Origin of the sequence: Nostoc sp., assembly GCF_036917275.1 — a bacterium.
Lineage (GTDB): Bacteria > Cyanobacteriota > Cyanobacteriia > Cyanobacteriales > Nostocaceae > Nostoc.
The window spans coordinates 30,815-52,952 of the sequence record NZ_JBALDF010000064.1; the positions used below are offsets into that span (position 1 = coordinate 30,815).

Genomic DNA, 22,138 nt, shown 5'->3' on the forward strand with positions numbered 1-22,138 from the left:
GGAATGGGGCAGAGGAGCAGAATTAATAACCAATGCCCAATGCCCAATTATGATATATCTATTTTTTCCTTTTTCTTTTTCTTAAAAGGAATTCTAACCAAGTTATAAGCACCCTTGGTTGATAAACTCTTGTAATCATCTGGCTGTAAGTCCATTTGTAAAAACTTTTTTTGTTCAGCCAACACCAGCACTGAGGCAGGTTTTAGTCCTTTGGCAGCCTGGTTTTTAATATGCTCTACAGCCTGTTGGGGAAATCCTAAATAATTTACATGAATGTGGCTGTAAAAAACTACACTAGGCTTTTTGAAGCCAAGCATGATCAATTCTTCATCTGGTTGTTTTGCTTGTAGAATGACCGCAGACAACTCTCTTAAGGGTAATTGACGTTCTCGATCAATAAAGAACGAAGTAGGCGTTAAGACAAAAATTATAAACGCCACAAATCCTATTAAATTAATACTGCTAATGTAGTTCCAACGGCGACTCAGTAATAAACCTGCAACTAAAACAGCACAAACCAGCCAAATTACGGCGGCTATTAGTGGTAAACCAGATCGTTGAATTAATTCGTGGAAGTTACTTATAGCTGGATCAGTACCTAATATGTGGGTGATGTTAAACAGTGCTGTTGCCAAAAATGATAAAAACACTACATTCACCCAACCACTCCAGAGGAGTAAGGGGGGGATGGAAGAAGACGCTGGGAGATGATTAAATCCTCTCTCTGTGTCTTTGTGTCCTTGCGTCGTGCTGTCATTTGGATTATCCGTTTTTGGTAAAAGGTCGCTCCACAACAGGGTTACCAGGATTGCCGCTGCTGGCATTAAAGGCAAGACGTAACTAGGGAGTTTGGTAACAGCAATGGTGAAAAAGCCAAAGACACTAGCAAACCAGAACCAGGCAAATAAACCAAACTGCTGAAAACGTTCAAGGGATCGCCAGTGCGATCGCTGCCAAAACTTTAATCTTACTATAGAGACTGGTAAATACACTGAGTAGGGCGCAAAACCCAGCAGCACGACTAAAAAGTAAAAATACCAAGGTGCTGAGTGACCGTTAACTACTTCTGTAAAGCGATCCAGGTTGTGATAACCAAAAAAGGAGTTAATGTAATTCCAGCCATTGCGCCAAATTACTAAAGCATACCAGGGTACTGATAGACCTAAAATTATCAGTATACCCATGAGAAAGCGCATTTCCCGCAACACCTCTCGAAACTTTCCTACATAAAGCAAAAAGGCCGCAACAATTAGCCCTGGTAAAACAATTCCCACTGGGCCTTTAGTCAAAATTGCGCCTGCAATCAGCACATAAAAAGCTAAGTACCACTTATTAGGGAATGGGGCACTTGTACTGAGCATTTCGGCTTCTCTACGAGACGCAACGCGATCGCTCGATGGAGCCGAAGCCGTTGGCGCAGCCTCTGCAAGAGTTGTATTGGTTATTAATTCTGCTCCCCTGTTCCCTTGCTTTCCTGCGTACCCTAGAAAGAAACATAACAAAGCTGATGCCATACATCCAGTCAGCAGCATATCAGAGACACCCGTTCTCGCCCAAATAATAGTTTCGGGATTGAGTGCCATGAGCGCTGCTACCATAAAAGATGTTAAATAGCGGCGAGTAGGACGTGAAACTTGCTCTAATTCGTCTTGTTCAGCCGTATACCACTGGATAGTGTAAAAAGCTAAACAAATTAAGCCTAAGGCTGCGATCGCTGAAGGAAGGCGTACTGCCCACTCATTCACCCCAAAAATTGCATAGGCGATCGCCTGACACCAGTAAACTAAAGCAGGTTTATCGAAACGAGTGTCACCATTAAAAAATGGGGTAATCCAATCACCTGTGACGAACATCTGGCGGGAAGCTTCGGCAAATAGCGGCTCTGTCTCATCAACCAAGCCAGTATTGCCCAAATTGCACCCAAAAGCTATCCAGCCAATCAATATCAACCACAAAATCGACACAGTTAGACTAAGGGCTGGATTCTTTGCTATTTTGTTGAACCACTGATCAACAGTGTGCTTAACACTCAATTTCATTCTCATTAGTCGATAGTCAACAATCACTAATCAATAGTCGTTGGTTATCTATCTTTTGTTCTTCAGAGTTTTAAATTTAACAATTTTCTTCTACTCAGTACTCTACACTTTTTCCCGTTCAGTAACGACAGTTGCTCCAAGTCACCAGAGAAAGTTCTCTAATACACTAGTACACTATGGCGTTTACCTAACTTAGAGGATGTTTGAAAAGTCCATAATGATGTATAAAATATTTTTTACCCCTCCCTAACCCTCGCCGATGTATTGGGGAGGGAACCGGATTTTTCTTATTTCCCCCCTTTATAAGGGGGGTAACAACGCAATTAAAATCACAACCTCTTAGACAAGGGGATTTTGCCCCTTGTCTAAGTCCTTTGTCTGGGTGATAGTAGCTGAATTTACGCGCTTGCCGGATTGTTTCTTCAGTACTATTGAATATCAACTATGGACTCAGCACTAGTTGCCATTCTCTGTTTTGGGAATTCCACTTAGGTAATTGAGTTTCCCCAACAACATAGGGGCCCCAGTAACGACGGGAGCCATCTTGTGCAAAAGCAACTAAAATATCTCCCTTCTCAAGCTTTAAATTATTCTGAGGTAGAGATAGAATCAGTCCCTTATCACTACCTTCTTGGGGAGCAAAATCCCAATGTGCCGGTACATCATAGTTAATCTTAGTACCACCTTTTGCTACCGACTGTCGCGCCAGTAGAGCCAGGCGCACAGGCTGATTTGTTTGATTGCTCATTCGCAAAGTCCCTTGCTCGTTGGCAATGCTTGCTGATTTATCACGATCTGCCAAGACAGGATGAGTATCTCTAATACTATGTTCTACTTGATTGGTTGGGGTCGCTCCTAGAGTCGATAGATTAGTGGAAATACCTTTTTCAGGTGAAACCGGTGTAGACGAAGTTGTATTCCACTGGGTAGTTTCAGTTGGCAGTTGTGAAGATGTATCTGGATCAGTGGACTCTAAGGATATGCTCACTCCAAACCATCCCATTAGAGTAACAAGCAGTCCCAAGCAACAAGCTGTAACACCGACGTTGCGATACACTGAAGATTTCATATTGATAATTTTTAGAAATAAATATTTTGTCTAGGCTTGACCAAATAGTAGCCTATTATCACAAAAGGCAATCATAGAAAGTGGCCTAATATAAACTTTCCTAAAATTAGGCATACCAATGTGTTATAAATATCATTTTGATTAGAAAATATTCGGAGTAAATTATTTACTTGATGACAAAAAATGGGTATAAACACCCACTAATTTCTATCTTGACCGTAGGTTTAGATAAAAATAAGAAAATTATAAACCGAGCCTGCCAATTCATTTGGATAAAAAAATCAAAGCTTCTTAAAACCGCTAGCGGCCTCAACAAAGCATCCTTTGCCAAACCTTAGATAAATCTAAGATGTATATTTCATGTTGCGTTATAATAACCACCCTTTTAAGGACTTGTACTTCCCTAAAGATGATCGGATGTGCAAATTTAAATCAACACTGGAAGCCCAGCATATATCTATAATATTAACAAACAAGCTTAGGCTCAAACCAATATCCTCTTTGAATATAAAGATATTTCAAGATATCTTGACTTTTGCTTAGAAGTCTATTTGATGCAAAACACTCGTCTGAATAACTTGTTGGATGCCATTGCTACACGCTTGGGGCAATGGTTTTTAAATCCTTGGCGGCGACTATCGTTGCTGATAATTAGTTTTTTGTTCGGTTTTTTTCTGGGAAACGCAGTCTCCACTACAGCCGGTCAAGAAGGTGTATTGGACATTGTGGTAGCTGCTTTTTTAGTACTGCTGACAGAAATTACTAGTAGGATATTTTATAGTCGCAGCTTTTTGGAAAAGCGATCGCTCTTGGTAGACTCACTAAATCTCCTCAAAGTTGGTTTCATCTATAGCCTGTTTCTCGAAGCCTTTAAGCTGGGATCGTAGTGAGATGGGGAATTTATGAATTTGTGGGTGGATGAAATTTTGGCAACGGATGCGGTGGGGGAAACTTTGCAGCAGCAAGCTAGAGTTGCAGTGCTGGCAGATACGTTAAGGGCTAAAGCTTTTGGGATCACGCCGGAAAATGTCGATGAAGTGATCAAAAAGCGATCGCATTTACTAAAATCTATCTTCCCAGCCTTTAGTCAATTCTGCCTAACTAGCCTCCAGATAGAACCCCAGAAAATGTTACAGGTATTGTGGGACTTGTGGCTTCCCTTGGGGATCAAACTCGCATCCCAGCGCCAACAGTTGGGACGCCCCCTGATTCAGGGAATATTGGGAGGACAAGGCACTGGGAAAACCACAATGTCTAATGTTCTCAAGTTGATTCTCAATCAGTTGGGATACCGGACTCTGAGTTTGTCTTTGGATGACTTGTATAAAACTTACAGCGATCGCTTAGTTTTAACACAGCAAGATCCCCGCTTGATTTGGCGCGGCCCACCAGGAACCCACGATGTAGATTTAGGCTTAAATGTACTAGATCAAATCCGTCAGTTGCAAAGTCCAGTGATGGTTCCCCGCTTTGATAAATCTGCCTATGGAGGCGCTGGCAATCGCACGACTCCAGAAATGGTAACAGATGTAGATATTGTACTATTTGAAGGTTGGTTTGTGGGTGTGCGCCCAATTGACCCAAATATATTTGATACTGCACCACCGCCAATTATTACAGATGAGGATAGAGCATTTGCCCGTGATATTAATTTTCGCCTCCACGATTATTTACCACTGTGGGAGCGATTAGATAGCTTAATTGTGCTATATCCCACCGATTATCGCTATTCTTTGAAGTGGCGCAAACAGGCGGAACAGCAGATGATTGCTGCGGGTAAATCGGGGATGATTAATGCAGAGATCGAGCAATTTGTCAATTATTTTTGGCGATCGCTTCACCCCGAATTATTCATCAAACCGTTGGTAAAAGATGCAACAGAAGTTGATCTAGTGATTGAGATTCATGCTGATCATAGCTTTGGTCAAGTGTATTGCGATCGGACTAATTCGTAATACTCGCCAAAGGTGAAAAGCAAGCTACGTATTAATCTTCAAGAAACTCCTTTTTAACTTCGTGACTCTGTGTTCTCTGTGCCTCTGTGGTTAAATAAAAAACTTTTGAACCGCACAGACGCAGAGAAGCCAGTGCGCCCTTGCGGTTCCCCGATTTGTTCGCTTTTAGCGTTCCCGCTCTTTAGCAACTGGCGCGGCACAGAGATAAAAAGAGATGTTAAAAGTATATTAGCCAAGCCTTTTTTTAACTTCTTCAGCCAAATCTACCAGTAGCACTTCTACTTGCTCACCTGTTTTCAAATCTTTCAGCGAGGACTTATGCATTGCTGCTTCTTCAGAACCAATAATTACGCAAAATTGAATTCCTTGCTTATCGGCTAGCTGAAATTGTTTACCCAAGGGACGCTTATCAAAGTTAGTGATAACATTAATTCCAGCTTGACGCAGATTTTGCGAAACTTTTAAATAAGTTGGCATTAAATCTTCTTGCATATTTACTACCATAACCTGGGCTGGTGTAGCAGCTAAGGTACTAAGAATACCAGCTTTTAACAAGCGACTAATTAAGCGAGTTAAGCCGATAGAAATGCCTACACCAGGCATTTTTTCACCCAAAAATACCCCGACTAATTCTTCATATCTCCCGCCAGAACAAATACTACCTAAGGCTTCATGTCCTAATAAAGTTGTTTCGTAAACTGTGCCAGTGTAGTAATCAAGACCACGGGCAATGGATAAATCAAGACAGAAACGATTTTCGGCAACTCCGAGATTACGCACGCCTGAAATTACCGTTTCTAATTCGGTAACTCCCAGGCTCAATTGCTCAGTTTCTGATAGATTTTCTGCGAGGTGCTTAAGCTTATCTAATATTTCATCAACCGAACCATCAATTTTAATAAAATCAATAATTTTTTGAGTTTGTTCTTCTGAAACTCCCTGTTTCTCTAAATCTTGTTTTACTTTATTCTCACCAATTTTTTCTAGATTATCAACAATACCAATACACGATTTAATTTTGTCTTCGGCAATTCCCACTGACTTAAAGAAACCAGTAAGAACTTTGCGATTATTGATGCGAATCAGAAAATCACCGATATTAATTGCTTCAAATATCTCAGTGATAATTGCAGGCATCTGAGCATCATAGAGCAAGCTGAGTTCACGACGAGCAACTACATCAATATCACACTGACGAAACTGACGAAAACGCCCATCTTTCGCCCGTTCTCCCCGAAAAACTACATCCATTTGGTAGCGGGCAAAGGGAAAGGTTAACTCATTCAGGTGACGGGCAATATAAGCCGCTAAAGGAACTGTTTGATCAAACTTTAAAGCTCTTGCTTCCGAACCAGTTTCACCCGATTTATCTCTCTCAGCTTGTCGATTTGGTGGCAGGATGGGATCAATGCCATAGATGATATTATCGCCTTGATTCCCTTTAGCTTGCAGCACTTCTAAACGTTCTACAGCAGGTGTTTCAATGGGCGTAAATCCATAGCTTTCAAAAACTCTACGGATGATATCTAGCAAATATAGTTCTAGACGCTTTTCACTAGGCAGAAATTCTGGAAAACCGCTAGGAGTCGAAAAGTTTATTTTGTCACCTTTTGCCATGCATGTACCTTACTAATCTGGCAGGGTGCATTAGGATTAATGTCCATAATGCACTGAAAATCTAAGATGGTGTGTTATGCCGCAGGCTAACACACCCTACAAAACTACTGGAGAATAAAAAAATGAGTGCTTATCTCTGAGGGGAGAAATTACTATTTTAGCCGTTCTTCTTGAATTAGGGTGCGTTGAAAGATTTGATTATTCTTAAACCAATGCCAAGTGCGGGCACGATTGTTATTGTCAGGACTAATGTAGATCATTTCATATATGGTCATTTCTGGGTTTGTCTTATAAGAAAACCACAAAATAACAACTGAATCATCTACTTCCCAAGCTTTTCCTTGAATGCGATCGGTGTCAAACCAGAGCTTATTATCTTTATAGCTTCCTGGAAATTCATACTCTTCTCGTTTACCATCAGACCAATTGTAGCGATTGATTTGGTAGTAGGGATGAGGGCCATTTTCTGGAAATTGACAAGTTAAGTGAGACTCATTCTTATCAAGGATTTTTCCTGTTGTATCAATTAATGTATAAGTTCCTACCCAATCTCCTTCATGACGGGCAAGTACGGGCATTCCTTCTCGAATATTTGACATTGCAATTCACCTCTCAATAAACGTAGGTAAGGCGTACAACACAAGGTAAGAATAACAGTTTGAGCGGGTAAGCAGTGCTCACCCTACAAAAACTGTTGAATATTAGCATTGGCATTGTAAGTCGATGCATTAACATTGTAAGTCGATGCAATCACATTGTAAGTCGATGCATTAACATTGTAAGTTGATGCAATCGCATTGTAAGTTGATGCAATGCCATTGTGAGTCGATACAATCGCATTGTGAGTTGATACAATGTCATTGTGAGTCGATACAATGCCATTGTGAGTCGATGCATTAAGTAAGTCGGCAAGAAAATTCAATGTAGATGAATCCACATAAATTTGTAGTAGCGTGTGTTATGCCGTAGGTTAACGCACCTTGAATTGTTGACGGTGCCGTACTCTCAGAGATAACGCACCCTACATTTGAATTTATTAACTGAGAGTGTCAAGCTTCACTATCAAACCACCAAGGGTCATTAATAGCGTTAGTTTTGATCAAAATAGCTTTTTTTCGCATGAACCGTTTCAACGCTGCCGCACCCATGCGTGACCCTCCCAAACCAGAGAATTTAAAGGCGTTTTTCTCTCCCTCATGCATGAGGGCGGTGAGCGCAGCATCGTTGATACTGATGGCACCTGCATCTATCTGGTGGGCAACTTTTAAGGCTTCGGCTTCCGAGGCAAACACAGCAGCACTCAATCCATAAATTGAGTCGTTCGCTAAAGAGACTGCTTCCTCTACTGTGGAAAAAGGCATGACTGGCATAATCGGGCCAAAAGTCTCTTCGGTCATGACTTTCATGGAATGATTAACCTGGGTGAGAACTGTCGGACGACACCACCAACCTCCACCTAAGTCTTCAATTACACCGCCGCAGTGAATTACTGCTCCCTTTTCAACTGCATCTAGGAGATGGTCGCTAATAATGGCTGCTTGTCTTTCGGCGATGATGGGGCCAATTTCTCCACTTTCGACTGTAGGGTAGGCTAGCTCAAGGCGGTAAGCTTTGGCTACTAGTTGATGGTAAAACTTTTCAAATATCGATTCAGCAACATAAATTCGCTCAATTGATAGACATGACTGTCCGGTGTTGACGACGGAACCCCACAAGATTGCTGAGATTGCTAATTCTAAATTGGCTGATTCTAAAACGATGGCAGGATCTTTTCCTCCTAATTCCAAAAAAGCTGGAATAAACCGTTTAGCAGCCGCTTCTGCCACTTTTCGCCCTGTCGCTACACTGCCTGTAAAACATACCAAATCTACATTTTCAATCAAAGCAGATCCGGTTTCTCCTGCTCCTTCGACAAAAGTTAAGACATCGCGCAATTTGGGAACGGCGTTGAGTGCTGTTGTCAGTGGTGCTACGAAGCGGGGAGCGATTTCACTGGGTTTGACAATCACGGCACAACCCGCCAGCAATGCCGGAATGCTATCAATGTTAGACAGCAACAGCGGAAAATTCCACGGGCTAATTACCCCAACTAGAGGATAAGGAACAGATGTTTGTTGCAAGGCGATAAACGGAATGGCTGTATTTTTTGCAGATTCTTGCAGCAACTCCGGTGCTAACTTACACCAGCGATCAATGCTAGAGAGGAAGGAATCTATTTCTAATACTGAGGTTGACAATCTTCCCGTATCATTTACCAAAGCTTCCGTGAGGCGATCGCGTCCAGATAATATAGCTTGTTTCCACTGCTGTAAGGCTTCAATTCTCCCCTCTAAACCCAACTGCTGCCAGCGAACTTGCGCCCTACGGGTACGCTTACATTGCTGTGCCAACAGCCTTGGGGGCGGCGGGATAATTACGTAGTCAAATTTGCCAGTTCGGGGATTGCGGACTTCTATTGGTTTTGTCATGAGGCAGGAGTTTGGAGTTTGGAGTTAGGAGTAAAAACGCGATTAATCGCGTCTGTTAGGAGTTAGGGGAGACGCGATTAATCGCGTCTGTACAGGAGTTAGGAGTTAGAAGTTAGGAGTTATTTTTTTGTATTCCACATGCCCCATGACGCCACTTGCTCCTCCTAAGGGAGACGCGCTTGCTAGCAAGATCCCCGTAGGGGTACAAACGGGGGAACCCGGACAACTCACTGGCTCCCCAATGCGCCATTCTCAAATTTAAATTATTCCCAGTTTGGCTAACCGCTCAATGGTGGCTTGCTGCGTTTGGAGGAAGTGTTTGCGGTCTACTTCTCCTTCCAGCATAGTATTAGCGGGGTAAAAGTGTGACTGGTGGTAACTTTCGGCGTATAGCTCAAACCGCTGGCGTGCAAGTAAATTATTTAACCCCGGTCGGCGGCGATCGCGGCGTAATGCTCCTAAATCAATCTCTGCAAATGCTGCCATGCTCTCGCCTGCACCTGTCTCTGCTAAAACGATTCCGCGATGGTCAATGATTTTAGAGCCACCATCAGCCGAAGCAATGGGGATGGCAATATTAGCGATACCTGCGGTATTAGCTGAAACTACGTATACCATATTTTCGACAGCGCGAGTGATTTTTGCCGCGTCTTTGGGGGTAAGGTTTTTGTTATACACTTCTGAGGTGGAATGCACAAAAATCTCCGCTCCTCGCATCGCCAGACACCGCGCCACTTCTGGATATAAAATTTCTTCTGATGCTAAAGCTGCCAAATTACCGATCGCAGTTTTAGCTACCGGGAAAACTCCCTCTAAACCATAGCAGTCAAGATACTTATCCCAAACATCATGGGGTGTGGGAGCAAATAAGGAATTCAGCCGCCGATACCGCAAGACAATTGAGCCAGAGGGGTCAAGAATAAAGCAGGTTTGGAAGTACAATCCGGGAAAGTTGGGATCAACTTCGTAGGCGTTACCAGCCAAAAATATTTTATGCTTTTGAGCAATTTTACCAAGTGCCTCATACTCAGCACCAGCCATTTCTACACCAGCTTTTTCTGCCCACCCTAAAAGAGAATCTCCCATCGGAAAACCAGTCAGGAAATATTCTGGCAGTACAATTAAACGACAATCAAAGCCAATGAAAGCGATACTGGCAGCAATTTGTTGAGCTAGGCGATTGATGGAGTTTTGCATGAGCGATCGCGCTTGGTGGCGATCGCTTGCTTGGTTGACTGCATGGCACGTAACTTGGAGTGCCAAGGCCCGGAATGAGTTGAGATTATCGGTGTTATTGTCCAAAATTCCTCACCAATTCTATAAAATGCGATGCCTTCTCTACGAGACGCTTTGCGAACGGCGGGCTACGCCTACGCCACCCCAGAGCGATCGTACAAGTTTATCTGTCAATTCAGATCAAAACATCTGTGCGTAAGTTTTAGTCTTTGGTCTTAACTGGTAAGTTTCAGGCTTTTTGTTCGGATGTTGTAAGTCTGAGGTCAAGATTTCGGGTTCTGGAGTGCAACTGGGGATTGGAAGGCGATCGCTGCTTAAAAAAACTAAACTAGATTTTCCCCTTTCAAAAGATGGATAGCATATAGCTTATTCTTTTACAGTTATTGTTTACTTGCACTTCCTTCTCTTCTCAAGTGTAAGTAGATTGCTTTAGTTCTTCATCATTATTTTAAGCAGTTTTTCACAGCAGAATTGCAGCAATCTGTATCAGTCGATGATTCCTCATTTAGATATCTTTGCCCTGATTAAAAATCTAAGTAATAACACTTAAGAGTTACAAAAAATAGGTGTTATTATATATAATATGAAAATAAAAATAATTTTTTTGGTAAATATAGACAAATTAGAAGAAAAGGAAATATTAATAAGTTAGTTCCTTTGTTACAAATAGACAGATGGCTTTTAATTTAGATGAAACTGTTCAACTAGATATAGCTCAAATGAATTTAAATGAAGTACATTCAGTAGTATTTAGTTTACATAAACCTAAAATTCCTTTTGTAATTTGGTTATTAGAGAACCCTAATAGTCTATTGGCGTTACCTGGAAAAATTAGTCTGCGCCATCATGATTATATTCACATACTTTTAGGTAGAGGTATTTCTCCTCAAGATGAAGCTTTTGTAATTGGATTTACAATGGGTAATGACTTAAAGACTAATAAACTACATTTATTCATATATAAATTTTTTGCTAAATTTATATATCCATATCCTTATAACTTTTCTACGTTTGATTTAATAATTTTTAATTCAGGTTTTATATATGGCAAAAGTATTAAAACAAAACAAATAAACAAAATTAACTTTGAAATTCATAAAACTGAAACTGTAGGGTATCTGAGAAACTTTTTTGGAATTAATACTGAGCATATAAAACTTATGTAATCGCATTAAATTTGGTTGCCATCTACTTTTAATATAATATTTAAAGAATACTATTAAAATGCACCTACCTTATAAAATAAGATTTGTTGCTTCTCAACTAGTAACTGTAACAGTACTGCTGACATTACTCTTGTTTCTTCCTCAAATTTGGCTCAACTGGCAAGCATATTACAACTTCAATAGTATTACTAAACATGAATTTAAACTACAAACGCTGAGTGATGAAATTACTTATCTTGATGAAGTATTAACGATGTCAGCCCGAATGAATGCTGCTACAGGCAACTCTACTTGGGAGAAACGATATCGCCAATTTGAACCTAAACTTGACATTGCTATTAAAGAATCTATTAAACTGGCTCCTCAAGCATATAAAAATGAGGATGCCAAAAAAATTGATGTTGCTAATCAGCGCTTGGTTACAATGGAATATGAATCTTTTGAATTAGTTAAGAAAAATCGCAAAGAGACAGCACAACTACTACTTTCCAACCGCGAATATGAAACTCAGAAACACATTTATGCTGATGGTGTTGCAAAAAGAAACCGTAATATCTCACTTGAATTACAGCAGAAAGTTGATGAATATTACAAAAAAATATTTTGGGCAGTTTTAGAATCTATTATAAGTTTAACAATGCTGATTCCGGCATGGCTTTTAGTATTGCATTTATTGCAGCAATACTTAAAGGCTAAAAAAATTGCACAAGCTGCTTTAGAAGAAGCAAATTGTAAGTTAGAAATGCAAGTAGCGGAGAGAACAGCAAAATTAAAATACAAAAATTTTCAACTACAACAGACACTGCAAAAATTGCAATCCACTCAAGTACAACTTATTCAAACTGAAAAAATGTCCTCATTAGGTCAGTTAGTTGCTGGTGTTGCTCATGAAATTAATAATCCAGTTAATTTTATTTCTGGTAACCTGCTTCATGTTAAAGAATATAGTCTGCAATTACTAACTTTAATTAAACTGTATCAGCAAGAATATTGTAATTATAATCCAGAAATAACTAGTCTGATTAAGAAGATGGATTTAGAGTTTATTATTGATGATATGCCGAAAATCTTATCCTCAATGGCAGTTGGTACTGAGCGAATTTGCGAGATTGTGCTAACTTTGCGTAACTTCTCGCGTCTTGATGAAGCAGAAATGAAACCTGTTGATATTCATGAAGGAATTAATAGTACGCTATTAATTTTACAGTATCGTCTCAAAGAAAAGCATAAACAGCAAGAAATTGCAATAATCAAAGATTATGGTAATTTGCCTCTTGTTGAATGTTATGCAGGAGGATTAAATCAGGTATTTATGAATATCTTCAGTAATGCTATTGATGCTTTATATGAATGGGAAGCAGAGGGTTTCAAAGAAGAGGTTAAAAAACACCATAGTTCTATTATTGTCCATACTCAAATTAAAAATAAAGATTGCGTGATTATTAGTATTAAAGATAATGGACCAGGAATAACCGAGGAAGTTAAGACTAGATTGTTTGACCCTTTCTTTACTACTAAACCTATAGGTAAAGGTACTGGCTTAGGATTATCTATTAGTTACCAGATTATAGTAGATAAGCATAAGGGAAAAATCAACTGTATTTCTGCACCTGGTAAGGGTACAGAGTTTGTGATTGAGATTCCTATCAAGCAGACACAGTAAGTAACTATATTAACACCAGATAGCAGGTCTAAATGATGCCGACAACGCTGGGCGTCTACCCTATCTCCCTAAGAATTACTAATAGAAAATCCCCGACGCGTAGGTTTAATACTAGCTAACTCTACCTGAAAACTTACCTTGTCGCTCATTTCCCCACTTCTCGCTTCCAAAGTCCAATTACCAGGACGCAGATACCAAAATAAAGAATTAGCTGAGTTTGTATCTAACTTTTCCCCATTTAGCCACCACTCCACAGGCGCAGATTTATTTCCCGCTAGCTTAAATTCGAGTTTTTGCTTCGCTTCTTCACCTGGATACAGTAAGAATAAATCGCCATTATGCGGAGATAAAATTCTCAAATTGGTAGAAGTAAAATTTGATTGCTGTTGTTTTGCCAACCACTCATTATACTCTGGTGGTAAATTGAACTTGTTTTCTCGTTCGTAGGCAATTTTATCTTCTGGATAGAAATATTCCTGCACTACTGAGGTACAATCTGATGTTGGTCGTAACCCAGAAATTGCACAAATAGGTAATTGCACTAAACCTTCTGGGGGTGGAAAACCTGCTGGTTCTTGATGTTCGTACAGGTGTAACATAATCCGATTCCACAAAGGTGCTGCCCCTGTAACGCCTGAAACTTGTCGCATCGGTTCACCGTTGAAATTGCCTACCCAAGTAGCGACGGTGTAATCTGTGGTAAAGCCAACTGTCCAAGTATCACGAAAATTGGAAGAAGTACCAGTTTTAACAGCAGAAGGAAAGGGTAAATTTAACACAGAGTCTACACCAAATGCTGTTGCACGAGCATGACTGTCACTTAGCATGTTGGTAATTAGTTGCCATATCGTCGTCGAATTTTGCGTTCGCGTAGCGTGTCGGAGACAAAAGTTGTAAGCAGGGTCTTTCTCCGTAGCAAACTTTTCAAGACGGATTTTAGATTTGGGATTTTGGATTGGGGAATTGCAAAATGTGCTTACTAAAGGAATGGCGTCTCCAAGTCGTGCCATAGTAACGTAAGCTCTAGCTAATTCCCATAAAGTGACTTCGCCACTACCCAAAGTCAAACCTAAACCATAATGTTCTGGAGTTTGATTGAGGTGTTCAAACCCCAGTTGATGCAGACGTTCTAAGAAAGTTTCCACGCCTACCTTTTCTAATACCCGCACTGCTGGTACATTTAGCGAATTTGCTAAAGCGATTCGCACCCGCACTGGGCCAAGAAAGCGTTCGGTATAATCTGTTGGACTATAAAGTTTTGCGCCGGGAATTGCATAATGGGCGGGTACATCTGCCAAAATGGTATTTGGGTGAATTAAATGTTTTTCTAAAGCTAATTCATACACAAAAGGCTTGAGAGTAGATCCTGGTTGACGTAGCGCTTGCACTCCATCATTGCGTCCCAGTTTTGCTTCATTAAAGTAATCAGGTGAACCGACATAAGCTAAAATTTCACCAGTGCGGTTGTCAATCACCAATGCAGCTGCATCGTGGACATTGTTTGCGGCTAAGGAAGAAATTACCTGCTGCACCTGTGCTTCGATAAACTGCTGTAAAGGACGATTTATAGTCGTGCGAATAACGGATTGATCCCCCCTAGCACCCGTTAATAAGGAGGGAACATAGCCCGGCTTTTGAAGGGGGGTTGGGGGAATTTGATTGGCTAACCAAAATAAAAAGTGTGGTGCGGCGATAATTCCCTGTTGGCGAGACTGAAACACAACCTTTTCAGTGTGTGTTCGGGCTGCGATCGCTCCACTAATATACTTTTCCTGTACCATCCGATTAAGGACGTATTTTTGTCGCTGCTTCAGCCGTTCCCAATGCTCATAAGGGTTAAAGTATGTGGGATTATTGGGAATAGCAGCCAACAAACTAGCTTGAGCAAGATTTAATTCACTAGCTGGGATAGAAAAATAAGTCCGCGCAGCTGCTTCTACACCATATATATTCCCTCCCATTGGTAGACGATTGATATATGCAGAGAGGATTTCATCTTTGTTCATCCCAGCTGTTAACCGCCAAGATAGCCAAACCTCACTCACTTTACCGGAGAAGCTGCGAGGGACAGGATCTAACATCCGCGCCAACTGCATGGTAATTGTGGAAGCACCGGAAACAATTCTTTTCGCGTGGATGGCTTCTTTGCTGGCGCGGACAACTGCTTTCATATCCAACGCCCCGTGATCGTAAAAGCTGCCATCTTCGGCGGCTAAAATAGCATGGATAAACTGGGGCGAAACCTGATTTAGTGGTACTACTGATGTATGCTCTTGGTCACGGGTGAGCAGTGTTCCTAATGGTAAACCATTGCGATCGCTAAATTGCATTGCCAACTGATTTTGGGCAATATCTGCGGCACGAAGGGGCGCAAAATAAGGTAGTAAGCGTACCACTAGGCATATAAGCAGCCCAGCTAAAATAACTTTACTAGTTTTACGCAGTTTGTGCTTAATTTTGGTTAGCGATCGTGAAATTAGTTTCATCAGGGAATCCCCTGTCTAAGAAAACTTACCTTAATTTTCCCGCCGACTTACTTAATCAGTAAATATGTCAAATCCTTAATAATTCATTTTTACTAACTTAGCAAATCTAAATTAATGTTTGCGAAATTTAAATACTTCTTTATAGTTAAGAATTGTAGTTATTTTTTGGAACAATCACACTGAATTAGGTATCTATGTAAATAAACATAGTCAAATCCAAGTTTTGAGTATAAATAGCTAGTCAACGGGCGGACTTTATTAGTGTTGGCATTGCTCACTTAATCAGGGAGTGCGAACTTTTGTTAGCCATAATTTTTGAATTTTTAATTTTGAATTACTAGAAAGATGATTATCAAAATTCTACAGCGTTTCCACCATAAGATTATCTATCGCGTCTTTGGCGGTTTGTTAAAAAAAATTAGCCATTCTTCGAGCCGGAAGGGAACAATACAGTTTTTTCTTATCTTTACATTTATACTAGCGATCGCAGGGTGTAATTTTTTTGGTATCAACTCAAGTAAAGAACAACTCCCAACAGTTTCCCCACTCACGCCGCCGAAATTACCAGACTGGATTGAACAAATTAGTCCCATTGGAGATGCAAAATCTTTTAACCAAATCCGCATCCGTTTTAAAGAAGCTTTAATACCAGTTGAAAGTCTTGATAGCCCAGAACAGCAAAAATTGTTACAAAAATTTGCGCTTTCGCCGCCTTTACCCGGTCAATTTCGCTTTTTAACACCGCGGATGGTAGGTTTTCAAGCTGAGAAAGCATTGCCAATAGCGACAAGATTTCAAGTCACTCTCAAAGCAGGTTTAGCTGATTTTAAAAATCATCGCCTAGACAAAGATTTACCTTGGACTTTCAATACCGAATCTATCAACCTGACTAATTTACCCGGTGTCAATCCCATTGAGAAGGCTGATGTTGAACCAATTGATTTACAACAAAAGTTACAGTTTACTTCCAATGTAGAATTAGATTTAGCTTCTGTACAAAAACATTTACAGTTAATTCCTGAAGGAAAAAATAAAGGTACAGGTTTTAAAGTTGAATTAAATAAAGAAGAAAAACCATTAAAAGAAGAAAATGAAGACCCTTTAGAAAAATTTGACCCTTCAGCACGTAATTGGATTTATAATCTCATCCCACAGCAAAATCTCGAAAAAGCAACCCGTTATCGCCTAGTATTTGCTTCAGGAATACGTCCTGCTTATGGTAATCTCCCTACAGAGAAAGAATTTGCCACTAAGTTAGCAACTTATTCGCCTTTGGCATTTCAGAAAATTAACTTTTACGGACAGCCAGATGCAGGTGGAACTTTTGGAAGATTTCTTAAAGGCAGTCCGCAGCTAGAATTTAATAATGTCTTATTAGCAGATTCAGCTAAAGAAAATATTACCATTAATCCAGCCCCAAAAGCCATTTCGAGAATTCTGCAAGTAAATGATGAAGATAAAGTTGTCGGAATCAATCCTTATGCGCTAGAACCTGCCAAGACTTATACAATTACTGTAGGTGCTAATCTCAAAGATAAGTTTGGACAAACTTTGGGCAAACCTGTCATATTAAAATATGATACTGGAGATTTAGCTGGGGATATCTGGGTGGCATCAGATTTGAATATTTTCCCCACAGGTAAAGATTTACAGCTAAATATTAGTACAGGAAATCTGCCAGAATCTAGGTATCAAGCAGCTTATCGAGTAGTTAAACCAACAGATTTAGTTTATTTTAATAATAGTAATGATTTATTACCACAACCCTCTGATTGGCAAAGCTTTAAGGTATCAGGTAAGAAAAATCAATCAGTTGATATTGCTGTTCCTCTCCGGGAAAAAATAAGTGCTACTACGGGAATGTTAGCTTATGGAGTGCAAGCCCGGACTAATAAATATCAAGAGAATGGTAAGGAACTGTGGCGAGAACCGATAACTTATGGCTTAGTTGAATTGACGAATTTGGGCGTATTTACACAGTGGTTTCCTGAGTCAGGCTTAATTCGCGTCAATCATCTTACAGATGGTTCACCAGTTAAAAATAGCGCTGTTGAAATTTATCAATCAAAATTACAGGCAAAATCTCGCCCCGAACCTTTACCTTGTGCAACGGGTAAAACTGATGAAAATGGAACTTTTAGAATTGTCCGTGAAGGATTACAGCAATGTTATTCTGGGAATGAAACCTCTAGTAAATCACCACAATTATTAGTAATTGCCCATGAAAATCAAGATTGGGCATTTGCCAGAACTGAGGAATATAGCGGCGTTTATGGATATGGTATTGATGCAGGTTGGCAAGCTAGTAAGCCAGAGTCACGCGGGGTAATCTTCTCAGATAGACAGTTGTATCAACCAGGTGAAAAAGCTTGGTTAACTGGGTTTGCTGACTTCTTACAAAATGGCATAATTCAGCAAGATAAAAATGCTGTTTACCAATTAACTTTGGTAAATCCTGATGGACAAAAGACCAATTTAGGCACGCAAACTACAAATGAATTTGGCACGTTTTCTCTAGAGTTGCCAATTAAGACTACTCAACGATTAGGCTACCATACAATCCAGGCGAAAGGGAAAAATGGGCAAGAAATTTCTGGAGAATTTCGGGTAGCTGAGTTTAAGCCACCCAACTTTAAAGTCGAACTCAACTTAGATAAAGAATTTGCTCTCATTGACGAGAAAGTTGATATTAATGCTAAAAGTAATTATTTATTTGGTGCGCCTGTAGAAGGTGGAGAAGCAAAATACTTTATTACTCGCCAGCAGGCTAATTTTATCCCTAAAGGGTGGGACGAATTTACTTTTGGTAGGCAATGGTTATGGCCGGAGGAAACTCCTACTATATCTAGTGATGTGTTACAAACTAATACCCAATTAGATGCTAATGGTACAACCAGCCAAACGGTAACAGTGGCTAAGGATTTACCATATCCGATGACTTACCAGGTGGATGTGCAAGTTGCAGATGTTTCTAATCTGTCTGTAGCGAATTCCAAAACTTTTACAGCCTTACCAAGTAATCGCCTTATCGGGTTAAAAAGCAATTTTATCACTGATGCTGGTAAGGTTTTTCCCGTTGAAGTGGTTGTTACTGACCCTACAGGAAAACTGATAACAGGTCAACGGGTGCGCCTAGAATTACAACAAATTAAATACAGTAGCGTCACGCAGTTAGTGGAAGGTAGCCAAACACCAAAAAATCAAGTCGAATATAAGACAGTAGCACAAACAGAAATTACATCTAGTAGCAGTCCACAATCGGTAAATTTAACAGCACCAGAATCTGGTTCATACCGGATTAGAACCAATTTTAATGATGCTAAAAGCGAATTAAGTGCCACAGATTTACAAATTTGGGCAACTGGAGGAAATCCAGTATTTTGGGGTTCTAGAGAACAAGATGCCTTAGAAATTAAATTAGATAAAAAAGAGTTCAAACCAGGTGAAACTGCTACTGCACTAATTCAATCTCCCTATCCAGATGCAGAATTATACTTTGCTGTAATTAAAGACAAACCCCTTTATCAGCAAATTACCAAAGTTAAAGGAGGCGCACCACAAATTCAATTTCAAGTTACCCCAGAAATGCTGCCAAATGCAGCCATTGAAGCTGTATTAGTAAGGCAAGGTAAACCTCTCAACCAAGTGGACTCAGGAACTTTAGATAACTTGGTGAAGATTGGTTTTACACCTTTTAAAGTTAACTTAGAAGATAAGTATTTAAAACTGCAAGTTAAGCCAGTGCAAGCATCATTAGAACCTGGTGCAGAGGAAACAGTACAGCTAGAACTGAAGGATAATCAAGGTAATCCCACCAAAGGACAGTTTACAGTCATGGTGGTGAATGAGGCGGTGCTACAACTTTCTGGTTATCGTGCACCAGATTTGGTGGATACAGTTTATGCAGAACAGCCAATATCTACCCGCTTTAGCGATAATCGACCAGATGTAATTTTACAACCACAAGATGTAGCTAAACCCAAAGGTTGGGGTTATGGCGGTGGTTTCTCGACTGGTGCAGCCAATACTCGCACTCGCACAGATTTTCAAGCTTTAGCTTACTACAATGGTTCTGTCCTCACCGATGCTAATGGTAATGCACAGATAACCTTTAAATTACCGGATGATTTAACTAGATGGCGAGTGATGGCTGTCGCTACCGATGGAAATCTCCGTTTCGGGAATGGGGACGCGACGTTTATCACCACAAAGCCACTGCTAACTAATGCCATCTTGCCACAATTTGCCCGTCCAGGCGATCGCATCCTTGCTGGTTTATCCGTGACTAACAACACTGGGAATCCAGGAAATCTCTCAATTAATGGCGAACTTAGCGGTACGGTGAAGTTTGCTGATAAAAACCCCACAGCTACTACTTTGCAAACCAAAGCTGAATCTGCAACTCATGCTTATCGCTTTCCGATGGTGGCGGATAGCGTGGGAGTTGGTAAAGTTCGCTTTACCACTCGACTAAATGGTACAGCCACAGATGCTTTTGAAGTACCTTTAGAAATTAAGCCAATTGAAATTACAGAACAAGTCGTTGAAACTGGTGTAACTGAAAAACAAGTGAAGATTCCTCTGAATGTTGATAAAAATACCTTTCCTGATGCAGGAGGTTTAGATATTCAGTTGGCGAGTACTTTGATAACGGAAATTAAAGCACCAGCAAAGCAGGTTTTAGAAGATGATGATTTGCCGTTTACAGAACCTGCTGCAAGTCAGTTAATCATTGCTGCTAATCTCCATAATCTTACACAAAAATATGGTCAGACCTTTGCAGAATTTAATCCTAGCCAACAGGCAAATCAAGCAATTGAAAAATTACAAAAACTCCAAATAGCAGATGGTGGTTTTGCTGCTTTCCCTGGACAAGAAAAATCCGACCCTTGGGTTTCTTCATATGTGGGTGAATCTTTAGCTACCAGTCAGGTGTTCCCTAACTTAGTCGATTCTGCAATGCTATCTCGCCTCAAAAGTTATCTGCAAAAAGTTCTGGCGAATCCTGGTGAATACGAATTTTGTAAACAGCTACTATGTAAAAGGCAACTGCAACTTAATGCTTTAATTGCCTTAGCAGAATTAGGAGAAAAACGCAATACTTTTCTCGCAGATATTTATGAACAGCGCAATGATTTTGATGTAGTAACTCAAATTAAACTAGCACGATACTTATCTCAATTCCCAGAATGGCAAGACGAATCTCAACAACTGGTGAACAAGTTACAACAGAATATATATGAAACTGGTAGCACAGCAGTTGTAAGTTTACCAGCTAGTTGGGGATGGATGAGTTCATCTACCACGACGCAAGCACAAGCTTTACGCTTATTTATTGCCAAGCAAAGTAAACCCGAAGTTATAGATAAATTATTCCAAAGTCTTCTCGCATTGCGACGGAATGGCACATGGCAAACTAACTATAATAATGCCCAAGCATTAACAGCTTTAGTAGAATATAGCCAACTGCAACCCACACCGCCTAATTTTGTTGCCACTGTGCAATTAGCTGGTAAAAAGTTAGGAGAAAATCGCTTTGATGGCTACAAAAATCCTAGCTTACAAATGAATATGCCGATGAATCAATTACCTCACGGGCGTAATGATTTAATACTGCAAAAGTCAGGCAATGGGACTTTACACTATCTGGTTGCTTATAATTATCGCTTGCAAGGAAATCAACCAGGTAGGTTTAACGGGTTACGCATAACGCGAGAAATTAGTCAAGTAAATAAAGAGAAAGTTTTGCAAAAAACAGGTCTTTACGCTTTCGATAAACCCTTGACTTTAGCCTCTGGACAGGTGTTTGATATTGGTTTAGAAATCATCGTCGATCATCCTGTGGATCATGTGGTGATTAAAGATCCGCTACCATCAGGTTTTGAGGCGGTGGATGCGAGTTTTCAAACTACCACAGCTGCATTACAAGCAAAAGCCGATAGCTGGGAACTTGGCTTTAAGAATGTGTATCGCGATCACATTATCGCCTATACCGACCACTTGGAACCAGGAGTTTATAGCCTGCATTACTTAGTCCGTTCTGTTACTCCTGGTACGTTTTCTTGGCCTGGTGCAGAAGTTCACCTGCAATATGCACCAGAAGAATTTGGGCGTACAGCTGAGTCTACATTAATATTGGAGGATGGGAAATAATTATTTATGCCATCTTTGGTTACAACAAATCTAAAAATCTTTCCAAGTCTATACGAACTTGCTTTAAAATCTTAGCTAGGGTGGAACGCTTACCAGCCAGAGTTCGTAAGCTCGCTTCAGGTTTCCAGAAAAACTATCAACAAACCTTAGTCGATATTTATCGAGGCTATAAAACAGAGGGCTTCAGAATCGGCTTACATGTGTTGGATTTAGAGGATATATTTGTACGGCTATAAAAGTCAGATAATGAACTCCCTGTGACTGTGCGAAAGTTTGAGCCAGGGTA

The 22,138-nt window shown here is 40.3% G+C and carries 12 protein-coding genes; 5 read left to right on the forward strand and 7 right to left on the reverse strand.

Translation table 11 applies throughout. The features are described 5' to 3' along the window. Positions 1-47: 47 nt before the first annotated feature. A complete protein-coding gene (locus V7K35_RS25420; RefSeq protein ID WP_335082768.1) occupies positions 48-2,045 on the reverse strand; it encodes an ArnT family glycosyltransferase in 1,998 nt (665 codons plus the stop codon). Positions 2,046-2,481: 436 nt separating this feature from the next. Then, positions 2,482-3,108 carry a hypothetical protein gene (locus V7K35_RS25425; protein ID WP_335082770.1) on the reverse strand — a complete coding sequence of 209 codons (627 nt, stop codon included), beginning with the start codon at positions 3,106-3,108 and terminating at the stop codon, positions 2,482-2,484. A gap of 554 nt (positions 3,109-3,662) precedes the next feature. Here V7K35_RS25425 and V7K35_RS25430 point away from each other — a divergent pair. Together V7K35_RS25430 and V7K35_RS25435 are read left to right on the forward strand one after the other, a co-directional pair. Continuing rightward, positions 3,663-3,995: a DUF565 domain-containing protein gene (locus tag V7K35_RS25430; RefSeq protein WP_335082772.1), complete on the forward strand. Its 333-nt coding sequence runs from the start codon at positions 3,663-3,665 to the stop codon at positions 3,993-3,995. 15 nt (positions 3,996-4,010) lie between these two features. Beyond that, positions 4,011-5,063 (forward strand): glycerate kinase, encoded by a 1,053-nt coding sequence (locus tag V7K35_RS25435; protein ID WP_335082774.1) that lies wholly within the window; start codon positions 4,011-4,013, stop codon positions 5,061-5,063. 228 nt (positions 5,064-5,291) lie between these two features. Here the strand turns inward: V7K35_RS25435 and hisS are convergent, their stop codons facing one another. From hisS to V7K35_RS25455, 4 genes are all read right to left on the reverse strand, one after another. Continuing rightward, positions 5,292-6,680: a histidine--tRNA ligase gene (gene hisS, locus V7K35_RS25440; protein WP_335082776.1), complete on the reverse strand. Its 1,389-nt coding sequence runs from the start codon at positions 6,678-6,680 to the stop codon at positions 5,292-5,294. Positions 6,681-6,832: 152 nt separating this feature from the next. After that, positions 6,833-7,279: a DUF3598 family protein gene (locus V7K35_RS25445; RefSeq protein ID WP_335082778.1), complete on the reverse strand. Its 447-nt coding sequence runs from the start codon at positions 7,277-7,279 to the stop codon at positions 6,833-6,835. A 450-nt stretch (positions 7,280-7,729) separates the two neighbouring features. After that, positions 7,730-9,148 carry an aldehyde dehydrogenase family protein gene (locus V7K35_RS25450; protein WP_335082779.1) on the reverse strand — a complete coding sequence of 473 codons (1,419 nt, stop codon included), beginning with the start codon at positions 9,146-9,148 and terminating at the stop codon, positions 7,730-7,732. A gap of 258 nt (positions 9,149-9,406) precedes the next feature. Continuing rightward, positions 9,407-10,450 carry a nitrilase-related carbon-nitrogen hydrolase gene (locus tag V7K35_RS25455; protein ID WP_335082780.1) on the reverse strand — a complete coding sequence of 348 codons (1,044 nt, stop codon included), beginning with the start codon at positions 10,448-10,450 and terminating at the stop codon, positions 9,407-9,409. A gap of 608 nt (positions 10,451-11,058) precedes the next feature. Between V7K35_RS25455 and V7K35_RS25460 the strand changes: the two genes are divergently transcribed. Together V7K35_RS25460 and V7K35_RS25465 are read left to right on the forward strand one after the other, a co-directional pair. Further along, positions 11,059-11,550 (forward strand): hypothetical protein, encoded by a 492-nt coding sequence (locus V7K35_RS25460; protein ID WP_335082782.1) that lies wholly within the window; start codon positions 11,059-11,061, stop codon positions 11,548-11,550. A 58-nt stretch (positions 11,551-11,608) separates the two neighbouring features. Then, the gene (locus V7K35_RS25465) at positions 11,609-13,213 is read left to right on the forward strand and encodes a sensor histidine kinase (RefSeq protein WP_335082784.1); all 1,605 of its coding nucleotides are present in this window, start codon (positions 11,609-11,611) and stop codon (positions 13,211-13,213) included. A 68-nt stretch (positions 13,214-13,281) separates the two neighbouring features. Here V7K35_RS25465 and pbpC read toward each other — a convergent pair whose 3' ends face one another. After that, positions 13,282-15,699 carry a penicillin-binding protein 1C gene (gene pbpC / locus V7K35_RS25470; RefSeq protein ID WP_335082786.1) on the reverse strand — a complete coding sequence of 806 codons (2,418 nt, stop codon included), beginning with the start codon at positions 15,697-15,699 and terminating at the stop codon, positions 13,282-13,284. 345 nt (positions 15,700-16,044) lie between these two features. Here pbpC and V7K35_RS25475 point away from each other — a divergent pair, with 345 nt between their 5' ends. Next, positions 16,045-21,852, forward strand: a complete 5,808-nt coding sequence (locus V7K35_RS25475; RefSeq protein ID WP_335082788.1) for an alpha-2-macroglobulin family protein — start codon at positions 16,045-16,047, stop codon at positions 21,850-21,852. The last annotated feature ends 286 nt before the right edge of the window (positions 21,853-22,138 follow it).

Bases quoted from the DNA above. Each gene is read 5' to 3' on its own strand.
- V7K35_RS25420 (WP_335082768.1), bottom strand. From the start codon at position 2,045: ATGAGAATGAAATTGAGTGTTAAGCACACTGTTGATCAGTGGTTCAAC.
- V7K35_RS25425 (WP_335082770.1), bottom strand. From the start codon at position 3,108: ATGAAATCTTCAGTGTATCGCAACGTCGGTGTTACAGCTTGTTGCTTG.
- V7K35_RS25430 (WP_335082772.1), top strand. From the start codon at position 3,663: ATGCAAAACACTCGTCTGAATAACTTGTTGGATGCCATTGCTACACGC.
- V7K35_RS25435 (WP_335082774.1), top strand. From the start codon at position 4,011: ATGAATTTGTGGGTGGATGAAATTTTGGCAACGGATGCGGTGGGGGAA.
- hisS (WP_335082776.1), bottom strand. From the start codon at position 6,680: ATGGCAAAAGGTGACAAAATAAACTTTTCGACTCCTAGCGGTTTTCCA.
- V7K35_RS25445 (WP_335082778.1), bottom strand. From the start codon at position 7,279: ATGTCAAATATTCGAGAAGGAATGCCCGTACTTGCCCGTCATGAAGGA.
- V7K35_RS25450 (WP_335082779.1), bottom strand. From the start codon at position 9,148: ATGACAAAACCAATAGAAGTCCGCAATCCCCGAACTGGCAAATTTGAC.
- V7K35_RS25460 (WP_335082782.1), top strand. From the start codon at position 11,059: ATGGCTTTTAATTTAGATGAAACTGTTCAACTAGATATAGCTCAAATG.
- V7K35_RS25465 (WP_335082784.1), top strand. From the start codon at position 11,609: ATGCACCTACCTTATAAAATAAGATTTGTTGCTTCTCAACTAGTAACT.
- pbpC (WP_335082786.1), bottom strand. From the start codon at position 15,699: ATGAAACTAATTTCACGATCGCTAACCAAAATTAAGCACAAACTGCGT.
- V7K35_RS25475 (WP_335082788.1), top strand. From the start codon at position 16,045: ATGATTATCAAAATTCTACAGCGTTTCCACCATAAGATTATCTATCGC.